At 72.2% G+C, this 14,619-nt stretch carries 17 protein-coding genes; 7 read left to right on the top strand and 10 right to left on the bottom strand.

Features of this window, described 5'->3' with window-relative positions; genetic code table 11:
- On the top strand, window positions 1–1,467 hold a 1,467-nt coding region (locus VFM98_RS10130; RefSeq protein ID WP_325109802.1), incomplete at its 5' end, for a xanthine dehydrogenase family protein molybdopterin-binding subunit.
- A gap of 30 nt (window positions 1,468–1,497) precedes the next feature.
- Here VFM98_RS10130 and VFM98_RS10125 read toward each other — a convergent pair.
- The 5 genes from VFM98_RS10125 to VFM98_RS10105 form a co-directional block, all read right to left on the bottom strand.
- Window positions 1,498–1,854: a hypothetical protein gene (locus VFM98_RS10125; RefSeq protein WP_325109801.1), complete on the bottom strand. Its 357-nt coding sequence runs from the start codon at window positions 1,852–1,854 to the stop codon at window positions 1,498–1,500.
- 408 nt (window positions 1,855–2,262) lie between these two features.
- Window positions 2,263–2,877, bottom strand: a complete 615-nt coding sequence (leuD, locus tag VFM98_RS10120) for a 3-isopropylmalate dehydratase small subunit (RefSeq protein WP_325109800.1) — start codon at window positions 2,875–2,877, stop codon at window positions 2,263–2,265.
- 4 nt (window positions 2,878–2,881) lie between these two features.
- On the bottom strand, window positions 2,882–4,312 hold the full coding sequence (leuC, locus tag VFM98_RS10115) for a 3-isopropylmalate dehydratase large subunit (protein ID WP_325109799.1): 1,431 nt from the start codon (window positions 4,310–4,312) through the stop codon (window positions 2,882–2,884).
- Entirely contained in the window at window positions 4,309–4,851 is a 543-nt protein-coding gene (rraA, locus tag VFM98_RS10110; protein ID WP_325109798.1) for a ribonuclease E activity regulator RraA, read from the bottom strand. The genes leuC and rraA overlap by 4 nt, the downstream gene beginning before the upstream one ends.
- 7 nt (window positions 4,852–4,858) lie before the next feature.
- Window positions 4,859–5,845 (bottom strand): tripartite tricarboxylate transporter substrate binding protein, encoded by a 987-nt coding sequence (locus VFM98_RS10105; RefSeq protein ID WP_325109797.1) that lies wholly within the window; start codon window positions 5,843–5,845, stop codon window positions 4,859–4,861.
- 85 nt (window positions 5,846–5,930) lie between these two features.
- On the opposite strand from VFM98_RS10105, the gene VFM98_RS10100 reads away from it, so the two are divergent.
- Together VFM98_RS10100 and VFM98_RS10095 are read left to right on the top strand one after the other, a co-directional pair.
- Window positions 5,931–6,593, top strand: coding sequence for a hypothetical protein (locus VFM98_RS10100; RefSeq protein WP_325109796.1), 663 nt, complete (start codon window positions 5,931–5,933; stop codon window positions 6,591–6,593).
- Between the two features lie 31 nt (window positions 6,594–6,624).
- A complete protein-coding gene (locus VFM98_RS10095; RefSeq protein ID WP_325109795.1) occupies window positions 6,625–7,965 on the top strand; it encodes a pitrilysin family protein in 1,341 nt (446 codons plus the stop codon).
- Window positions 7,966–8,097: 132 nt separating this feature from the next.
- Here the strand turns inward: VFM98_RS10095 and VFM98_RS10090 are convergent, their stop codons facing one another.
- Together VFM98_RS10090 and VFM98_RS10085 are read right to left on the bottom strand one after the other, a co-directional pair.
- The gene (locus VFM98_RS10090; RefSeq protein ID WP_325109794.1) at window positions 8,098–10,083 is read right to left on the bottom strand and encodes a M1 family metallopeptidase; all 1,986 of its coding nucleotides are present in this window, start codon (window positions 10,081–10,083) and stop codon (window positions 8,098–8,100) included.
- Window positions 10,084–10,105: 22 nt separating this feature from the next.
- On the bottom strand, window positions 10,106–10,666 hold the full coding sequence (locus tag VFM98_RS10085; RefSeq protein ID WP_325109793.1) for a DUF1439 domain-containing protein: 561 nt from the start codon (window positions 10,664–10,666) through the stop codon (window positions 10,106–10,108).
- Window positions 10,667–10,796: 130 nt separating this feature from the next.
- Here VFM98_RS10085 and VFM98_RS10080 point away from each other — a divergent pair, with 130 nt between their 5' ends.
- Window positions 10,797–11,705: a hypothetical protein gene (locus VFM98_RS10080; protein WP_325109792.1), complete on the top strand. Its 909-nt coding sequence runs from the start codon at window positions 10,797–10,799 to the stop codon at window positions 11,703–11,705.
- On the opposite strand, the gene VFM98_RS10075 is transcribed toward VFM98_RS10080, so the two are convergent.
- The gene (locus VFM98_RS10075; RefSeq protein WP_325109791.1) at window positions 11,702–11,971 is read right to left on the bottom strand and encodes a hypothetical protein; all 270 of its coding nucleotides are present in this window, start codon (window positions 11,969–11,971) and stop codon (window positions 11,702–11,704) included. The genes VFM98_RS10080 and VFM98_RS10075 overlap by 4 nt on opposite strands.
- Before the next feature lie 155 nt (window positions 11,972–12,126).
- On the opposite strand from VFM98_RS10075, the gene VFM98_RS10070 reads away from it, so the two are divergent.
- Together VFM98_RS10070 and VFM98_RS10065 are read left to right on the top strand one after the other, a co-directional pair.
- Window positions 12,127–12,330 (top strand): hypothetical protein, encoded by a 204-nt coding sequence (locus tag VFM98_RS10070; protein WP_325109790.1) that lies wholly within the window; start codon window positions 12,127–12,129, stop codon window positions 12,328–12,330.
- A 145-nt stretch (window positions 12,331–12,475) separates the two neighbouring features.
- The gene (locus VFM98_RS10065; RefSeq protein ID WP_325109789.1) at window positions 12,476–12,598 is read left to right on the top strand and encodes a hypothetical protein; all 123 of its coding nucleotides are present in this window, start codon (window positions 12,476–12,478) and stop codon (window positions 12,596–12,598) included.
- A 38-nt stretch (window positions 12,599–12,636) separates the two neighbouring features.
- Here the strand turns inward: VFM98_RS10065 and VFM98_RS10060 are convergent, their stop codons facing one another.
- The gene (locus tag VFM98_RS10060) at window positions 12,637–13,680 is read right to left on the bottom strand and encodes an FAD-binding protein (RefSeq protein WP_325109788.1); all 1,044 of its coding nucleotides are present in this window, start codon (window positions 13,678–13,680) and stop codon (window positions 12,637–12,639) included.
- Complete coding sequence (locus tag VFM98_RS10055; RefSeq protein WP_325109803.1) at window positions 13,677–13,763, bottom strand: hypothetical protein; 87 nt, start codon at window positions 13,761–13,763, stop codon at window positions 13,677–13,679. Before VFM98_RS10055 ends, VFM98_RS10060 begins: the two co-directional genes overlap by 4 nt.
- A gap of 155 nt (window positions 13,764–13,918) precedes the next feature.
- Here VFM98_RS10055 and VFM98_RS10050 point away from each other — a divergent pair, with 155 nt between their 5' ends.
- On the top strand, window positions 13,919–14,512 hold the full coding sequence (locus tag VFM98_RS10050; protein ID WP_325109787.1) for a LemA family protein: 594 nt from the start codon (window positions 13,919–13,921) through the stop codon (window positions 14,510–14,512).
- Window positions 14,513–14,619 lie beyond the last annotated feature (107 nt).

Below are 14,619 nucleotides of genomic sequence, written 5' to 3'. Positions count from 1 at the left end.
GTGCGCGACGGCAGCTTCCTGGGCGTGATCGCCGAGGACGACCACGCCGCCGACCGCGCGCTGCGCAAGCTGAAGGCGCTGGCGCGCTGGAGCGAGCGCGAGAGCCTGCCGGACGCGGACGACCTGCCGGCGTTCCTGCGTTCGCAGCCGGCGGAGACCAGTGTCGTGCACGAGCAGCAGCCCGCCGAGCCGGCGGCGCCGGCCGTGCGCAGCTTCGCCGCCAGCTATGCGCGGCCCTATCTCGCGCATGCCTCCATCGGCCCTTCGTGCGGGCTGGCACGCTGGGACGAAGCGGGCCGCGTGGAGGTGTGGACGCACGCGCAGGGCGTCTATCCGATGCAGCGCGACCTGGCGCTGCTGCTGCGCATCCCGCCGTCCTCGATCACGGTCAGCCACGTGCCGGGCGCGGGCTGCTACGGCCACAACGGGGCCGACGATGCGGCGGTGGACGCGGCCCTGCTGGCCCGCGCCGTGCCGGGCCGGCCGGTGCAGGTGCGCTGGACCCGCGAGGACGAATTGACTTGCGCGCCCTTCGGCGCCGCCATGGCGGTGGACCTGCGCGCGGAAGTCGACGCGCAGGGCCGCATCGCGGCGTGGGAGCACGAGATCTGGTCCAACGGCCACAGCATGCGGCCGGGGCGGATGGCCGTGCCGGTGTTCCATGCGGCGCCGCTGCTGGAACGGGGCTTCCCGCCCCAGGTCTCGATCAACGTGCCGCTGAACACCGGCGCCGGCGCCGAGCGCAATTCCATCCCGGGCTACGCCTTCGCGGCCCAGCGCATCGTCAACCACCGGCTGCTCACGATGCCGCTGCGCACCTCCTCGCTGCGCTCGCTGGGCGCGCACTGCAACGTGTTCGCGGCCGAATGCTTCCTCGACGAGATCGCGGCGGCGCTGGGCGTCGATCCGCTCGACTTCCGCCTGCGCCACCTGGAGGACGCGCGCAGCCGGGCCGTGCTGGAGCAGGTGGCCGCGATGGCGGGCTGGCGCTCGCGCGCCAAGGCCGAAGGCGAGGGCTGGGGCCTGGGCTTCGCGCGCTACAAGAACAACGGCGCCTGGTGCGCGGCGGTCGCGCAGGTCGAGGCGCAGCAGGACCTCCGGGTGCGCCGCGTGTGGCTGGCCGTGGACGTGGGCCGCGTGGTGCATGCCGACGGCGTGAAGAACCAGCTCGAGGGCGGCGCGATCCAGACCGTGAGCTGGGTGCTCAAGGAGGCGGTGCAGTTCGACCGCACCCGCATTACCAGCGAGCGCTGGAGCGCCTACCCGATCCTGCGCTTTTCCGAAGTGCCTGCCGTCGAGATCGCGCTGATCGACCGGCCGCAGGAGAAGTCGCTTGGCGCCGGCGAGCCGACCCACGGGCCGCTGGCCGCGGCGATCGGCAATGCCGTGTTCGATGCGGTGGGTGTGCGGGTGCGCGAGATGCCGCTGACATGGGACCGCGTGCAGCGCGCCTTGCTGGCGAGCTGAGGCCTGAAAGAAGAGGCGGCGCGCCCCAGCTCAGGCGGTCAACCAGGCCACCGCCTCCGCCTCGTCGGTGAAGATGACCAGGTTCAGGCCGGAGCGCTGGGCCGTCTTCTCGCTGGCGCGGGTGATGCGGTCCGGTGGCACCAGCGAGGCAACGCGCTGCAGGTGCGAGAGCTGCCGGGCGGCTTCCTCGCCGACGGCGTAGTGGTCGGTGAAGCTGGTGAGCGTCTCCACGCCGCGCAGGTCGAACAGCGCGCGCTTGACCAGCCAGCCGGACGTTTCCACGTGCATGAGCTGGAGGAAGGACAGGAACTGCCCCAGGGAAGGCTCGCCCTCGACCCGCACGACCGCATAGCCCTTCCTGTGCTCGACGTCGAAGCGCAGGCTCATGGGGAAAGCATAAGCGCCGGCCCGGTTTCCATCCATAAGGGCCTTGCCTGCGGCGGGCGCAGCCGTACGGGCAAGGCCGGGCAGCGCGGCGCTTCTTTCGTCGCGCCGAACGTGACGCTGTTCTCGCTGCGGCCCCCGATGTGCTTCGCGAGGTGCGGAATTGCACATGCGCGGACGGCCCCCATTTCCTAGAGTGAGGCGCAATGGACATCGCCTGCCGCCGCCAGCAAAGGGGTCACCCCATGAGCCGCTACATCGCCACCACGCTCCTCGCCATCGCCGCCGCGGTGATCACGGCGCACCTGGTCGCTTCGGTCGAGCAGCCCGGGCCGGGGCCGTCTGCCTTCACGGTGCGGCCGTGAGGGCGGTGACGGGCGCCAGGGCCGGTCGCCGCCAGCACGGCGCCGGCTATGCGAGCCAGGGCTGCGCGGCCAGGTGCGCCTGCTCGAAGCGGCGGATCTCCGCTGCCGACTCGAGCGTGAGCCCGACGGCGTCCAGGCCCTTGAGCAGCATGTCCTTCTTCAGCGGATCGAATGTGAAGGCGACCGTGCGGCCGTCGCCCGGCGTGGCAATGAGTTGCGCTTCCAGGTCCACCGTCATGGTGCAGCGTCCGGCGTCGGCGGCCAGGGCGAGGAGGCGCTCCACTTCCTGAAGCGGCAGCGCGATGGCCGGCACGCCGTTGCGCGTGCAGTTGTCGGCGAAGATGCCGCCGAAGCTGCTGCCGATCACGCAGGCGATCCCGAGCTGGCGCATGCCCCACACCGCGTGCTCGCGGCTGGAGCCGCAGCCGTAGTTGGGCCCGGTCACCAGGATCTTCGCCTGCGTCCAGGGCGGGCGATTGAGCACGAAGTCCGGCCGCGGCACGCCCGGCGCGCTGAAGCGCAGGTCGTGCAGGAAGCCCTCGGCCAGCCCGGTGTGGCGGTCGACCCCGCGCAGGAACTGCTTGGGCATGATCTGGTCGGTGTCCAGGTTCGCCATCGGCAGGGCCGCGGCGACGCCGGTCAGTGTGCGAAACGGTTCCATCGCTTCAGTTCCCCTGCGGCAGCAGCTTGCGCACGTCCGCGAGCGCGCCCGTCACCGCCGCGGCGGCCACCATGGCGGGGCTCATGAGGTGCGTGCGCGCGCCCGGGCCCTGCCGGCCCTCGAAATTGCGGTTGGTGCTGGAGGCGCAGCGGTCGCCCGGGCCGAGGTGGTCGTCGTTCATGGCGACGCACATGGAGCAGCCCGCCTGGCGCCATTCGAAGCCGGCGTCGCGGAAGACCTGGGCCGTGCCTTCGGCCTCGGCCTGCGCGCGCACCTGAGTGGAGCCCGGAACGACCAGTGCCCGCACACCCGGCGCCACGCGGCGGCCGCGCAGCACGCGGGCGGCGTCGCGCAGGTCCTCGATGCGGCTGTTGGTGCAGGAGCCGATGAAGGCGTGGCTGATCGCCAGGCCCTCCAGCGGCTGCCCCGGCTGCAGGCCCATGTACTCCAGCGCGCGGACGGCGCTGCGCTTCTTCGTCGCATCGCGTTCCTGCGCCGGGTCCGGCACGGCCGCCGCGATCGTGGCGCCCTGGTCGGGGCTGGTGCCCCAGGTCACCATGGGCGCGATCTTCGACGCGTCGAGCGTGACGGTGCGGTCGAAGAGGGCACCGTCGTCGCTGCGCAGCTGCCTCCAGGCGGCCACGGCTTGATCCCACAGCGCGCCCTGCGGAACGCGCGGGCGGCCCTGCAGGTATTCGAACAGCGTGTCGTCGGGCGCCACGATCGCGCCGCGGGCAGCGGCTTCCACGCTCATGTTGCACAGCGTGAGGCGTCCTTCGACGCCCAGCGAGCGGATGCCGAAGCCGGTGTATTCGATCACGTGGCCGGTGGCGCCGTCGGCGCCGACGTGTCGGATCAGTTCCAGCACCAGGTCCTTGGCCGTGACGCCGAAGCCCAGGCGGCCCTGCACGTCGACGTTCATGGACTTCTGCAGCGTGTAGACCAGCGTCTGCGTCGCCAGCAGGTGCTCGATCTCGCTGCTGCCGATGCCGAAGCCCAGCGCGCCCATGGCGCCGTGCGTGGTGGTGTGGCTGTCGCCCGCGGCCATCACCATGCCGGGCAGCACCAGGCCCTGCTCGCTGGCGACGATGTGCTCGATGCCCTGGCGGGCGTCCAGCATGTCGTACAGCGCGATGCCGTGGCGCGCGCAGTTCCCGGCCAGCATCCGCACCTGCAACGAGCGCTCGGCGTCGGCGATCACCATCGTCTTCGCGTTGCGCTCGGGCGTGGTGGGATTCACGTGGTCCACCACCGCGATGGTGGAGGCCGGCCGCCACACGGTGCGGCCGGCGGCATGCAGCGCGGCGAAGGCCTGCGGGCTGGTGTACTCGTTGAGGACCTGCCGGTCCACGTAGAGCAGCACCTGCCCGTCGCCGCCGAGCGCACGCACGGTGTGCGCATCGACGATGCGCCGGTACAGAGTGCGCGGGGTCACTTCGCCGGGCCCGCGGCGTAGGCGGCGGTGGCGGCCACCACGTCGTCGACGCGGATGTCGCGCTCGGTGACGCCTTCGGGCAGCACGATGACGCCGTCGTCGTCGGCCACCAGCCGGCGGCCGGGCACGAAGGTGACGCCGCCGAAGCTGACGGGCACGTCCTTCTCGCCGGCACCGGTGCGCTCCCCGCGCTTGGGCACGGTGCCCAGCGCCTTGACGCCGATGTCCATGCCGTCGATCTCGTGGCCGTCGCGGATGGCGCCGTGGATCACCAGGCCGGCCCAGCCGTTGCGGCTGGCCACGCCGGCCATCACGTCGCCGAAGATCGCACGCGCCACGGATCCGCCGCCGTCGATCACGAGCACCTGGCCGTGGCCCGGCTGGTTGACCATGTCGCGCATCAGGGCGATGTCTTCATGCACGCGCAGCGTGCGGATGTCGCCCGCGAAGGCGCGCCGCTGGCCCCAGCCGCGAAACGGCAGGGCGCAGGGCAGGGCCTCCTCGCAGGCGTCGCAGAGGTCCGAGGTCTTGAGCGTCATTGCCGCTTCAGTCCAGCTTGATGTTGGCGTCCTTCACCAGCTTGGCGAAAGCGGCGCTGTCGGTGGCGATGAACTTCGCGAAATCCTCCGCCGAGCCCCCCATGATCTCGCCGCCCTGCTCGTTGATCTTGGACGCCACGTCGGGCGACTTGAGGATGGCGGCGATCTCGGTGTTCAGGCGCTTGGTGATGTCGGCCGGCAGCTTCGCCGGGCCCATCACCGCGAACCACTGCAGCATCTCGGCGTTCTTCACGCCCGCTTCGGCCATGGTCGGCACCTCGGGCAGCAGCGGCGAGCGCTTGTTGCTGGTGATGGCCAGCAGGCGCAGCTTGCCGGCACGGGCGTGGGCCATCACGTTGGGCGGGCTTTCGAAGTTCAGTTCCACCTGGCCGGAGAGCAGGTCCACGATGGCCTGGCCGCTGCCCTTGTAGGGGATGTGCGTCATCTTCGTGCCGGTGGCCAGCTGGAAGCGCTCGGCCGCCAGGTGCTGCGCGCTGCCGCCGCCGGAGGAGGCGAAGCGCAGGCCTTCGGGCTTGCTCTTGGCCAGGGCGATGAACTCCTGCACGTTCCTGGCCGGCACGCTCGGGTGCACCGTCAGCAGCAGCGGCGTGTTGGCCACCGGGATGATCGGCGTGAAGTCGTTCAGGATGTGGTACGGCAGCTTGGGGTAGAGCGAGGGCGCCACCGAGTTCGAGTTGCTGTGCGCCAGCAGCAGCGTGTAGCCATCGGGCTTGCTCTTGGCCACCAGGTCGGCGCCCAGGGTGCCGGCGGCGCCCGGCTTGTTCTCCACCACCACCGGGGTGTGCAGGCGCTCGGAGAGCTTCTGGCCGATCAGGCGCGCGAGCACGTCGGTGAAGCCGCCGGGCGCGAAGCCCACCACGATCTTCACCGGCTTGTTGTCCGGCCAGGCCTGGGCCTGGCTGACCGTGCTGGCGAAGGGGAGGGCGAGGAGGGCGGCCGCGGCGAGGACCGCGCGGCGGGACGGGAAGCGCATTGTTGTCTCCGGATACTGCTGCGTAAAACCCGGCATTGTGCCTGCTCGGCGCAGGGCGGCCCCGCGAGGCAGAATCGAACGCGCCATGAACCGACTCCAATCCGAGCTGCAACGTCTCTATCCGCAGGACCCGCAGGGCGAGCGCGCCATCGTGCTGGAAGTGGCGGGCCCCGCTGCCTGGGAGCAACTGGCGGCGGTGTGGCAGGGCGTGCAGTCCGAGCTGCAGTTGCCCGCGCCCGGCATCGCGGTCTCGGGCAGCGGCTACCAGCTCTGGTTCTCGCTGGCGCAGCCGGTGCCGCGCGCGCAAGCACTGGCCTTCGTCGAGGCCCTGCGCGCGCGCTATCTTGCCGACGTGCCGGCCGAACACCTGCGCACCAGCCCCGCCGAGGGATCGGTCCCGCAGATCAGCGGCATGCCGCCGGGCGAGCGCGGCGAGGACCGCTGGGCCGCCTTCGTCGCCCCGGATCTCGCGGCCTTGTTCGTGCACGAGCCCTGGCTCGACCTGCCGCCCGGCAACGATGCGCAGGCCGACCTGCTGTCGCGCCTGCAAAGCATGGGCGCGGCGGACCTGCAGCGCGCGCTCGCGCAGCCGGCCGCCGAGGGCGGGTCCGCGCCCGGGTCTGCGCAGGATCCGCGCAGCTTCCTGCTGCAGGTGATGAACGACCGCGCCGTCGACCTGGCCCTGCGCATCGAGGCCGCCAAGGCCTTGCTGCCGTGGACCGAAGGCCAGCGCGGCGCCGCACGCTGAGCCGTTGCGCTTCCTGCACAATCGAGCCGCCTTGTCCCAGCACGACCTCCATTCCGCCTCCGCCGCCGCTTCCGCCGGCGCCCCCGTCCTTCGCACCCTCGCCAACGGCGTGCGGCTGCTGGCCATCCCCATCGCGCACGTGCGCAGCGCCAGCGTCGGCGTGTTCCTGCGCGTCGGCTCGCGCGATGAAACCGAGCAGAGCAACGGCATCAGCCACGTGCTGGAGCACATGGCCTTCAAGGGCACGGCCACGCGGTCGGTGCAGGAGATCAACCTCGACGCCGAGCGGCTCGGCGCCGACGTGAACGCCTTCACCAGCAAGGACACCACCGGCTACTTCATGAGCGGGCTGGCGCGCCACGTGCCGCAGTTCCTGGAGATGACGGCCGACATCGTCCTGAACAGCACCTTCCCCGAGGCCGAACTGCAGCGCGAGCTGGAGGTGATCCGGCAGGAGGCGATCGAATACGCCGAGGATCCGCAGGAGACCTCCAGCGAACTGCTGGACCGCGCGATCTGGGGCGCGCATCCCATGGGCATGCCGGTGATCGGCACGGTGGAGAACATCGAGCGCTTCACCCGCGAGGACCTGGTGCGGCACGTGCAGGCGCACTACCGCGCGGGCAACACGGTGGTGGCAGCGGCCGGCGACTTCGACGTCGAAGCCTTCTTCGCGCTGGCGGCGCGGCTGTTCGCGGACATGCCGGGCGCCGACGGGCAGGCCGTCCCGGCGGCGGCACCCCCGTATGTCGGGCGCTCCGTGGGGCAGCGCTTCGGCCGCGTCTCGCAGGTGTTCCTCAACCTCGCCTGGCCGGTCGTCCCGCCCGCGGGCGAGGGCGTGGACGGGCAGCGCTGGCGCCACGCGGCCTCGCTGGCCACGATCCTGTTCGGAGGCGGCATGTCGGCGCCGTTCACCGACACGGTGCGCGAGCGCATGGGGCTGGCGTACACGGCGCACTCCACCTCGGAGAGCGGCGACGCCTGGTTCAACTTCATCGTCCACGCGATCACCACGCCGGACAAGCTGGATGCGTTGATGGCGGCCACCGGCGGGCTGCTGCGGCAGCACGCGGGGGCCATCGACCCGGTGCACCTGGAGCGCGCCAAGAACCAGCTCGCCGTCTCGCGCGTGCGCGCCTCGGAGCGCACCTATGCGGCGATGGAGCGCGCGGTGGAAGACCTGTTCGTGCGCGGCGCCGTGGCGACGCCGCAGGAGACGATCGCGCTGATCGAGGCGATCGAAGGCGACGAAGTGCGCGCGGTGTTCGAGCGCATGCTGCAGCACCCGCCGGCCGTGGCGATCACGGGCAAGGGCGCGAATGCGCGCTCGGCGCGGGGGTTGGCGAGCGCGCTCGCGGCGGCCTCCGCGTAGGCCCTCCGCGTGAGGCCGCGGCCTGCGCAGGCTGGCGCTGAGCGCCGCAGGCCGAAGCCCAGCGATGCGCGAGCGCAGCGGAGCGCTGGGCTTTCGCTGTCGCTCCAGCACCAGCCTACGAACTACGCGTCGTCAGTGCAACTTCAGCGGCGCCACTTCCGGCGGCCACGCCCCCTGCGCGACCACCCGTGTGTCGCGGAACACCAGCCAGCTCTGGCGACCGTAGTGCGGCAGCGCCCGCTGCATCGCCGCCAGGGCCGCCGGCGTATCGGCGAGCACGAACACCAGCGGCTTGCCACTGGCCGCCCGCGCCGCCCACACGCGGCCGGTGCCTTCCTGCGCCACCGCTTCCGGCACCGCCCCGAGACCGAGTTGCGCCAGCACGCGCGTGATGCCAGCGCGGTCGCCGGCCACCAGCGCCGGCTCCTGCGCCGATGCGAGCAGCGCGTCCGCCGCCACCGGCACCGGCTGCGCGTCGAGCGTGCGCTCCGCCAGCGCCGTCGCCGCGGCGCTCCACTCGGCGCCGCTCGCCGCCACGTGCAGCTGCGCCCGCGGCGCGATGAAGGTCTCGCGCAGGATCGCCGGCACGGTCGCCGGATCGAGCCGGCGCCAGAGGCGCAGCTCGGGATCGAGCGCCACCGAAACGGCCTCCGGCACGCCCCGCGCGGCCAGGTCCACCAGCGTCTCGCGCTCGCTCACCCGCACGGCGATGTCGCGCGTCGTGCCCGAGGCGACTTGCACCCGCAGCGGCACCAGCAGGTCGAACGGCTCGCCCTGCTGCAGCACCCGGAAGCGCCCCGGCGTTGCCGGCGCGAGCGCCAGCGTCGGCGAGGCCGCGCGCTGCGTCCACTGGGCGAAGAAACGCGCCAGGTCGCGGCCACTGGCCTGCGAGAAGGCCCGCTCCAGGTCCTTCCAGGCCGCGGTGCGGAAGCGGTGCTGCTGCCAGAAGACGCGCAGGCCCTGCTCGAAAGCCGCCGGGCCGATCTCGTCGCGCAGCATCACGAACAGCATCGCGGGCTTGGCATAGCCGATCACCGAGGAGATGCCGTGCGAGCGCGCGGTGAAACCGGTGAGCGCCGTCTCGTCGGCCGGCGCCACGGCCAGCAGGTCGCGCAGCCACTCCAGGCGCATCGTGCGAGCGGGGTCGGCACCCTGGTCCTCGCGGAACGCGTAGTCGGCGCCGAAGGTGGTGAGGCCCTCCGACCAGTTGCCGCTGCGCCAGTCGGGCCGCACGCCGTTGCCCCACCAGTTGTGCAGCACCTCGTGCCCGAGCGAGGTGGCGCGGATGAAGGGCAGCCGCAGCACCTCGCGCCCCAGGTAGGTGAGGCTCGGGATGCCCAGCCCGTGCGGCAAGGGGCTGGAGACGACGCTGAAATCGCCGAAGGGATAGGCGCCGATCGCGCGGCTGTAGCGCTGCAGGTAGCGCGCGCTGTCCTGCAGGTAGCCGCTCGCCAGTTCGGCCAGCTCGGGATGGAACCAGGTGCGGACGTTGACCACGCTGCCGTCTTCGAGCGTGGCCGCCTGCTGCGCCACGCGGTACGGCCCTGCCATCAGCCAGATGCCGTCGGCCGGATGCGCGAAGGCGTATTCAGCTATCCAGTGGCCGCCCGTTTCGTTTGCGCGCACCTGCCGCCCCGGCACCAGCCCCTTCTGCCCCGCCGGCAGCCGGAGCTTGACGGTGTAGGTGAAGGGCACGCCCGGGTCCGGATACCAGCCGGCCTCCGGCGCGAGGTAGCTGCCTTCGGCGGCGGCATAGAGGGAAGCGGGGTTGGCCGAGGACGGCTGGGTGCGCTCCGGCAGCGGCGGCAGCGTGCCGGCGTACTCGATGGTGAAGCGATGCTCGCCGGGCGCCGGTGCGAGGCGCTGCAGGCTCGCGAGTGGCACCGCCTTGCCGTCCATGCCGACGCGCGCGAGCGCGAGCTGCGGATGCAGCGCGAAATCCGGCACCCGTTCGCTGGTGAGGCGCGCGCTTGCCTGCAGGCGCCGAGTGGCCGGATCGAGTTCGATCTCGAGCTCGAGATGCGGCACCGCGGCCCGCGCGGGCAGCGCCGCGAGCAACAGCCAGGCCAAGGCGAGCCAGCAGCCCGCGCGCAGCAAGCGATGGGAAAGGCGCGCCATGCCGCGCATTCTGCCGTCCGGGCTACTCGCCGCGCGGCTTCGGCCCGAACAGCACCAGCAGCCCGTCGTCGACGACCTGCAGCTCCTGCGGCTGCAGGCCCATGGTCTCCGGCAAGGCGAGATCGCGGGCCGTGAACCGGTGCAGCACCACTTCGCCCAGTTGCTGCGAGAGCGCGGGCAGCAGGCCCTGCAGGGCCTGCGCCGTTTCGGGCGGCAGGCCCGGCCAACGGATCTCCAGGATCTGCGGATCGCGCGCACGCAGGCTGCGGTCGCTCGGCTCGTAGCGCAGCCCGAACACCAGGTCCATCTCGCCGGCCTGCGCGCCCCCGAGCTGCAGGCCGGCGAACTCCGCCCGCAGCGCCGCCCCAAGCTGGTTGCGCGCCGGCAGCAGCAGCAGGCGCGGTGCGCTGATCTGCACCTGCAGCACCGGGGCGATCGCCAGGCGCAGCGGGAAGCGCGCCGACAGCGCCTCGTACAGCCTGGCGGCGGAAATCTTCTGCCGCGGCCCTGCCGGCATCTCCTGGGCCAGCAGGCCGCGCGTGGGCCAGCAGGCGAGCCAGGCGAGGGCGAAGCGGCGGTTCATGGTGCAGGCATTGTGACCCGTGCGCCGGCCCAGCGCGTCCTTCCTACATGGGCTGCCGCCATCCGCGCACCCGGTGCTCGGCCGCCGTCGCCTACGCTGCGCTCAGTCACAGCAACGCTTCGAAACCAAGATGCAGAACCAGTTGCGCGCCGGCCTCCTGCTGGGGGCCGCCCTCCTGCTCGGCTCGGCCCTGCCGCAGGCGCCGGTCTTCGCCGCCACCGCTTCCTCCGACGCCCATGTCACCGCGCCAGCCAAGAAGGCCGGGGCTTCGTCGATAAAGGCAGACGCCTCGTCCAAGAAGGCAGACGCTTCAGCCAAGAAGTCCGGCAAGCCCAAGGCGGCCGCGGGCAAGAGCAAGGACGGCAGCAAGTCCGCCGCGAACAAATCCAAGTCCACCAGGAAGTCGGCGCAGAAGGACGCCGAGGACCAGAAGCCCGGCAAGCTGGCGGACTTCGGCTCCGACGCCGCGCCGGACGACGTGGTGCACGTGGCGAACTGGGTTTCCTACACCCGCAACAACCGCAAGAAGGCGTTCGTCGTGATCGACAAGAAGAACGCGGAGCTGTATGTGTTCGCGCCCGACGGCAAGCTCAAGAGCCACGCGCCCATCCTGCTGGGCAAGGCGGTCGGCGACGACAGCGCGCCGGGCATCGGCAGCAAGCCGCTGTCGCAGATCGCGGAGAACGAGAAGACCACGCCCGCCGGCCGCTTCCTCGCCCGCCCCGGCAAGAACAACCACGGCGAGAACATCATCTGGATCGACTACGACGCCGCCGTGTCGATGCACCGCATGCGCAAGGTGTCGGAAGAGGAGCGCCGCGCGGAGCGCATGGCCTCGCCGGAGAAGGATGACAACCGGATCTCCAACGGCTGCGTCAACGTGCCGCATGCCTTCTACGACCGCGTGCTGCGGCCCGCGGTGCTGAAGTACGGCGCCTACATCTACGTGCTGCCCGAGACGCGCACGCCGCAGCAGCAGTTCGGCTCCTACGACGTGGAAAAGCGCGTGCTGGCGCAGGCCGCGGAGTCGGGCGCCTAGCCGCCGCCGGGGCCGAAGCGCCGCGTGAAGCGGCGCAGCACCCGCCACGAATCCTGGATCACCAGCAGCGCCCAGAACAGCAGCAGGGCGAACAGGATGCCCGCCACCGTGGCGAGGCCCGGCGCATCGGCCGTGAAGGCGAACCAGCCGAGCAGGGCGGCGGCGCCGACCGTCGGCGCGTTCATCGCCACCGCCGCGGCCCACAGCCATCCGGGCCGCGCCAGGCTGGCGGCGCCGCGGATGCGATGGGTGGTTTGCGTCCTCATCGGGCGATCATGCCGCACCGGCCAGGAAGGCTCGAGACCCGTCGACATTTCCTGCCCCGCGTCCTGCTGCGGACCTACTCGCCACGGCGGCGTGCACTGCCACCACGGGCCCTTCGACCGGCGCAAAGTGGCACCAGCACACATGGGAGGCGGACATGGACCATCCGGAAGGCGAAGCGCGGCGGCTGCGGCGGACGTGGCTGCTGCGGCTGTTCTCGCAGTCGCTGCAGCGCCAGCAGGGCGGCCCGGCCGGCCCGTCCGTGCAGCGCATCCAGGCGCCCGGCCGCTGGGAGCCCGGCGAGGGCTGGGCCGCCCAGAGCAGCCCGGAAGCCGCGCTGGCGGGCGACGACTTCGAGTGAGCGACCCCGGGGCGCCAGCCGTACGCCTTTCCCTTGCCCGGCCCCCTGTCAAACCTGACAGGGGCCCCCCTTGCGCGATGCCGGCCGGCGAGCCACAGTGGGCCCGCACAGTGGTTCCCACAGACGGCACAGGATGAACGCAGTCATGGAAACGCAGCAGCGCCAGGAGTGGGCCGAGCTCTGGAAGCTCGGCTCGGTCGTGATCGCCGTGCTGTTTCTCACGTCCTCGGTCGCCGCGCTGATCCTCGCCTGGCTGGAAGGCGGCTGAGGCCGCGGCGCGCGGCCGCCCGCGCGTGCAGCCGAAGCTCACTGGCCCGCGGCCTGCGTCCCCGCGATGCGGCCGGTGACCAGCGCCTGCGCCAGCCCGCCCATGTACGACGCCCCCGACACTCCACCCACGTCGCAGCCGGCCGCGTAGAGCCGGGCGATGGCGCTCGCCTGCAGTTCGGCGGCCGGCGCCTTGGCGAGCGGCAGCAGCGAGACCGAGGCCGCGCGGCGCAGCACCCGCATGTCCAGGTCCACGGTCACGCCGCCGCAGGTGAAGGTGATCGCCGAGCGCACCAATGCGGCCGTGAACGGCGCCTGCACCACCGCATGCGGTTCGCCGCGCCGCGGCGGCTGCAGCAGCGGCCCTTCGCCGGCCTGCACCGCCGCATTGAATTCGCGCAGCGTGCGCAGCACTTCGCGCGGCGGAAAGCCCCAGGCGTGCATGCCCTGGGCGAGTTCCTCCAGCGAATCGGCCTGCAGCACCGGGCCGCCGGCCTGGCGCGCGCGTTCGACGATCACGCGCGCCAGCGGGCCGGCCTCGTACGGCCGCTCGGCCGTCGCGGCGTCGAACACGTAGGCCGCCGTCGCCTCGCGCTGGCGCGCGATCGCGATGTTGAGGGTCTCCTCGCCCGTGCCGGCGGATTCGTCGGCGAAGCGCTGTCCGTCCAGGTTGAGGGCGACGGACATGGGTCCGTACTTGTGGCTCATCTCCTGGAAGCGTTCGGCCCCGAAGCGCGCCGGCGGCGCCGTCATCGCATGGCCATAGAAGGCGCCCAGCGATGCGGTGGTCGCCGCCCCCGCGGCCAGCGCCGCCAGCAGGCCGTCGCCGGTGCTGCACGGATTGGCGCGCAGGTACATCGAGGCCGCGTGCGGGCTCACGTAGCGCGCCAGCAGTTCGGCATTGCCCTGGAAGCCGCCGGTAGCGAGGACGATGCTGCCGGCACGCGCCTCCAGCGCCCCCTCGGCGCCGAAGGCGAGCGCGCCCGTCACGCTGCCGCCTTCGACCAGCAGCTGCTGCAGGCCGGCGCCGGCCACGAGCACGCCGCCGCGGGCGCGGATCGCGTCGCACAGGGCGGCCGTCATCTGCGGCCCGCTGGCGGGGCTTCCAGCACCAGCACCCGGGCGCCCCGCTCCGCGGCGGCCAGTGCGGCACACAGGCCCGACATGCCACCGCGGAGGACGAGGACGTCGGCGTCCAGGGACTTCATGCGCACCTCTCTCGCAGGCCGGCCAGCCCGTCGGAACGATCGTCTGTCATCCGGCCGAGGATAGCGGAGCGCCGGCCCGCATAATCCCCGCCAGAAGAGGAAGGAGGCTGCCCGTGGGTCCCGCTGCCTGGATCGTCCTGGCCATCGTGGCGTGCATCGCCGCCTGGGTGGTCATCACCTACAACGCGCTGGTGCAGAAGCGCAACCGCATCGCCAACGCCTTCGGCCAGATCGACGTGCAGCTGAAGCGCCGCTACGACCTGATCCCCAATCTCGTCGAAGTCGCGAAGCGCTATCTGGCGCACGAAGCGCAGACGCTGCAGGCCGTGGCGGCTGCGCGTGGCGCCGCCGTGAGCGCGGCGGCTGCCGCACGGGCCCGTCCGGCCGATGCCGCCGCGGTGCAGGGCCTCGCGGCCGCGGAACTGGCCCTGGGCGGCAGCATGGGCCGGCTGATGGCGGTGGCCGAAAGCTACCCCGAGCTGAAGGCCGACGCCACCATGCGCTCGCTGAGCGAGGAGCTCACGTCCACCGAAAACCGCATCGGCTTCGCGCGCCAGGCCTACAACGACGAGGTGCTGGCCTTCAACGACGCGGCCACCCAGTTCCCCGGCAACGTGGTGGCCGGCTGGTTCGGGATGCGGCCGGCGGCGATGCTCGAAGCGACTGCGGGCCCGGACGAACGCCGGGCCCCGCGCGTGGCCTTCTGAGACTGCGCGCATGCGCTTCTTCGAACGGCAGGACGAGGCGCGGCGCGAGACGCTGCGGCTGGTGCTGCTCTTCGCCGCGGCGGTGGCCGCCACCGTGGCGGGCGTGC

The sequence above is a fragment of the Ramlibacter sp. genome, assembly GCF_035706265.1.
Taxonomy (GTDB): Bacteria; Pseudomonadota; Gammaproteobacteria; order Burkholderiales; family Burkholderiaceae_C; genus Ramlibacter.
The sequence above is the reverse complement of the archived record's forward strand: the minus strand, read 5'-3'. Positions and strand labels throughout refer to the sequence as shown.

Coding starts and splice junctions, on each gene's coding strand:
- VFM98_RS10125 (WP_325109801.1), bottom strand. CDS start 1,854: ATGAGCCTGCGCTTCGACGTCGAGCACAGGAAGGGCTATGCGGTCGTG.
- leuD (WP_325109800.1), bottom strand. CDS start 2,877: ATGGAACCGTTTCGCACACTGACCGGCGTCGCCGCGGCCCTGCCGATG.
- rraA (WP_325109798.1), bottom strand. CDS start 4,851: ATGACGCTCAAGACCTCGGACCTCTGCGACGCCTGCGAGGAGGCCCTG.
- VFM98_RS10105 (WP_325109797.1), bottom strand. CDS start 5,845: ATGCGCTTCCCGTCCCGCCGCGCGGTCCTCGCCGCGGCCGCCCTCCTC.
- VFM98_RS10100 (WP_325109796.1), top strand. CDS start 5,931: ATGAACCGACTCCAATCCGAGCTGCAACGTCTCTATCCGCAGGACCCG.
- VFM98_RS10090 (WP_325109794.1), bottom strand. CDS start 10,083: ATGGCGCGCCTTTCCCATCGCTTGCTGCGCGCGGGCTGCTGGCTCGCC.
- VFM98_RS10085 (WP_325109793.1), bottom strand. CDS start 10,666: ATGAACCGCCGCTTCGCCCTCGCCTGGCTCGCCTGCTGGCCCACGCGC.
- VFM98_RS10080 (WP_325109792.1), top strand. CDS start 10,797: ATGCAGAACCAGTTGCGCGCCGGCCTCCTGCTGGGGGCCGCCCTCCTG.
- VFM98_RS10075 (WP_325109791.1), bottom strand. CDS start 11,971: ATGAGGACGCAAACCACCCATCGCATCCGCGGCGCCGCCAGCCTGGCG.
- VFM98_RS10070 (WP_325109790.1), top strand. CDS start 12,127: ATGGACCATCCGGAAGGCGAAGCGCGGCGGCTGCGGCGGACGTGGCTG.
- VFM98_RS10065 (WP_325109789.1), top strand. CDS start 12,476: ATGGAAACGCAGCAGCGCCAGGAGTGGGCCGAGCTCTGGAAGCTCGGC.
- VFM98_RS10060 (WP_325109788.1), bottom strand. CDS start 13,680: ATGACGGCCGCCCTGTGCGACGCGATCCGCGCCCGCGGCGGCGTGCTC.
- VFM98_RS10055 (WP_325109803.1), bottom strand. CDS start 13,763: ATGTCGGGCCTGTGTGCCGCACTGGCCGCCGCGGAGCGGGGCGCCCGG.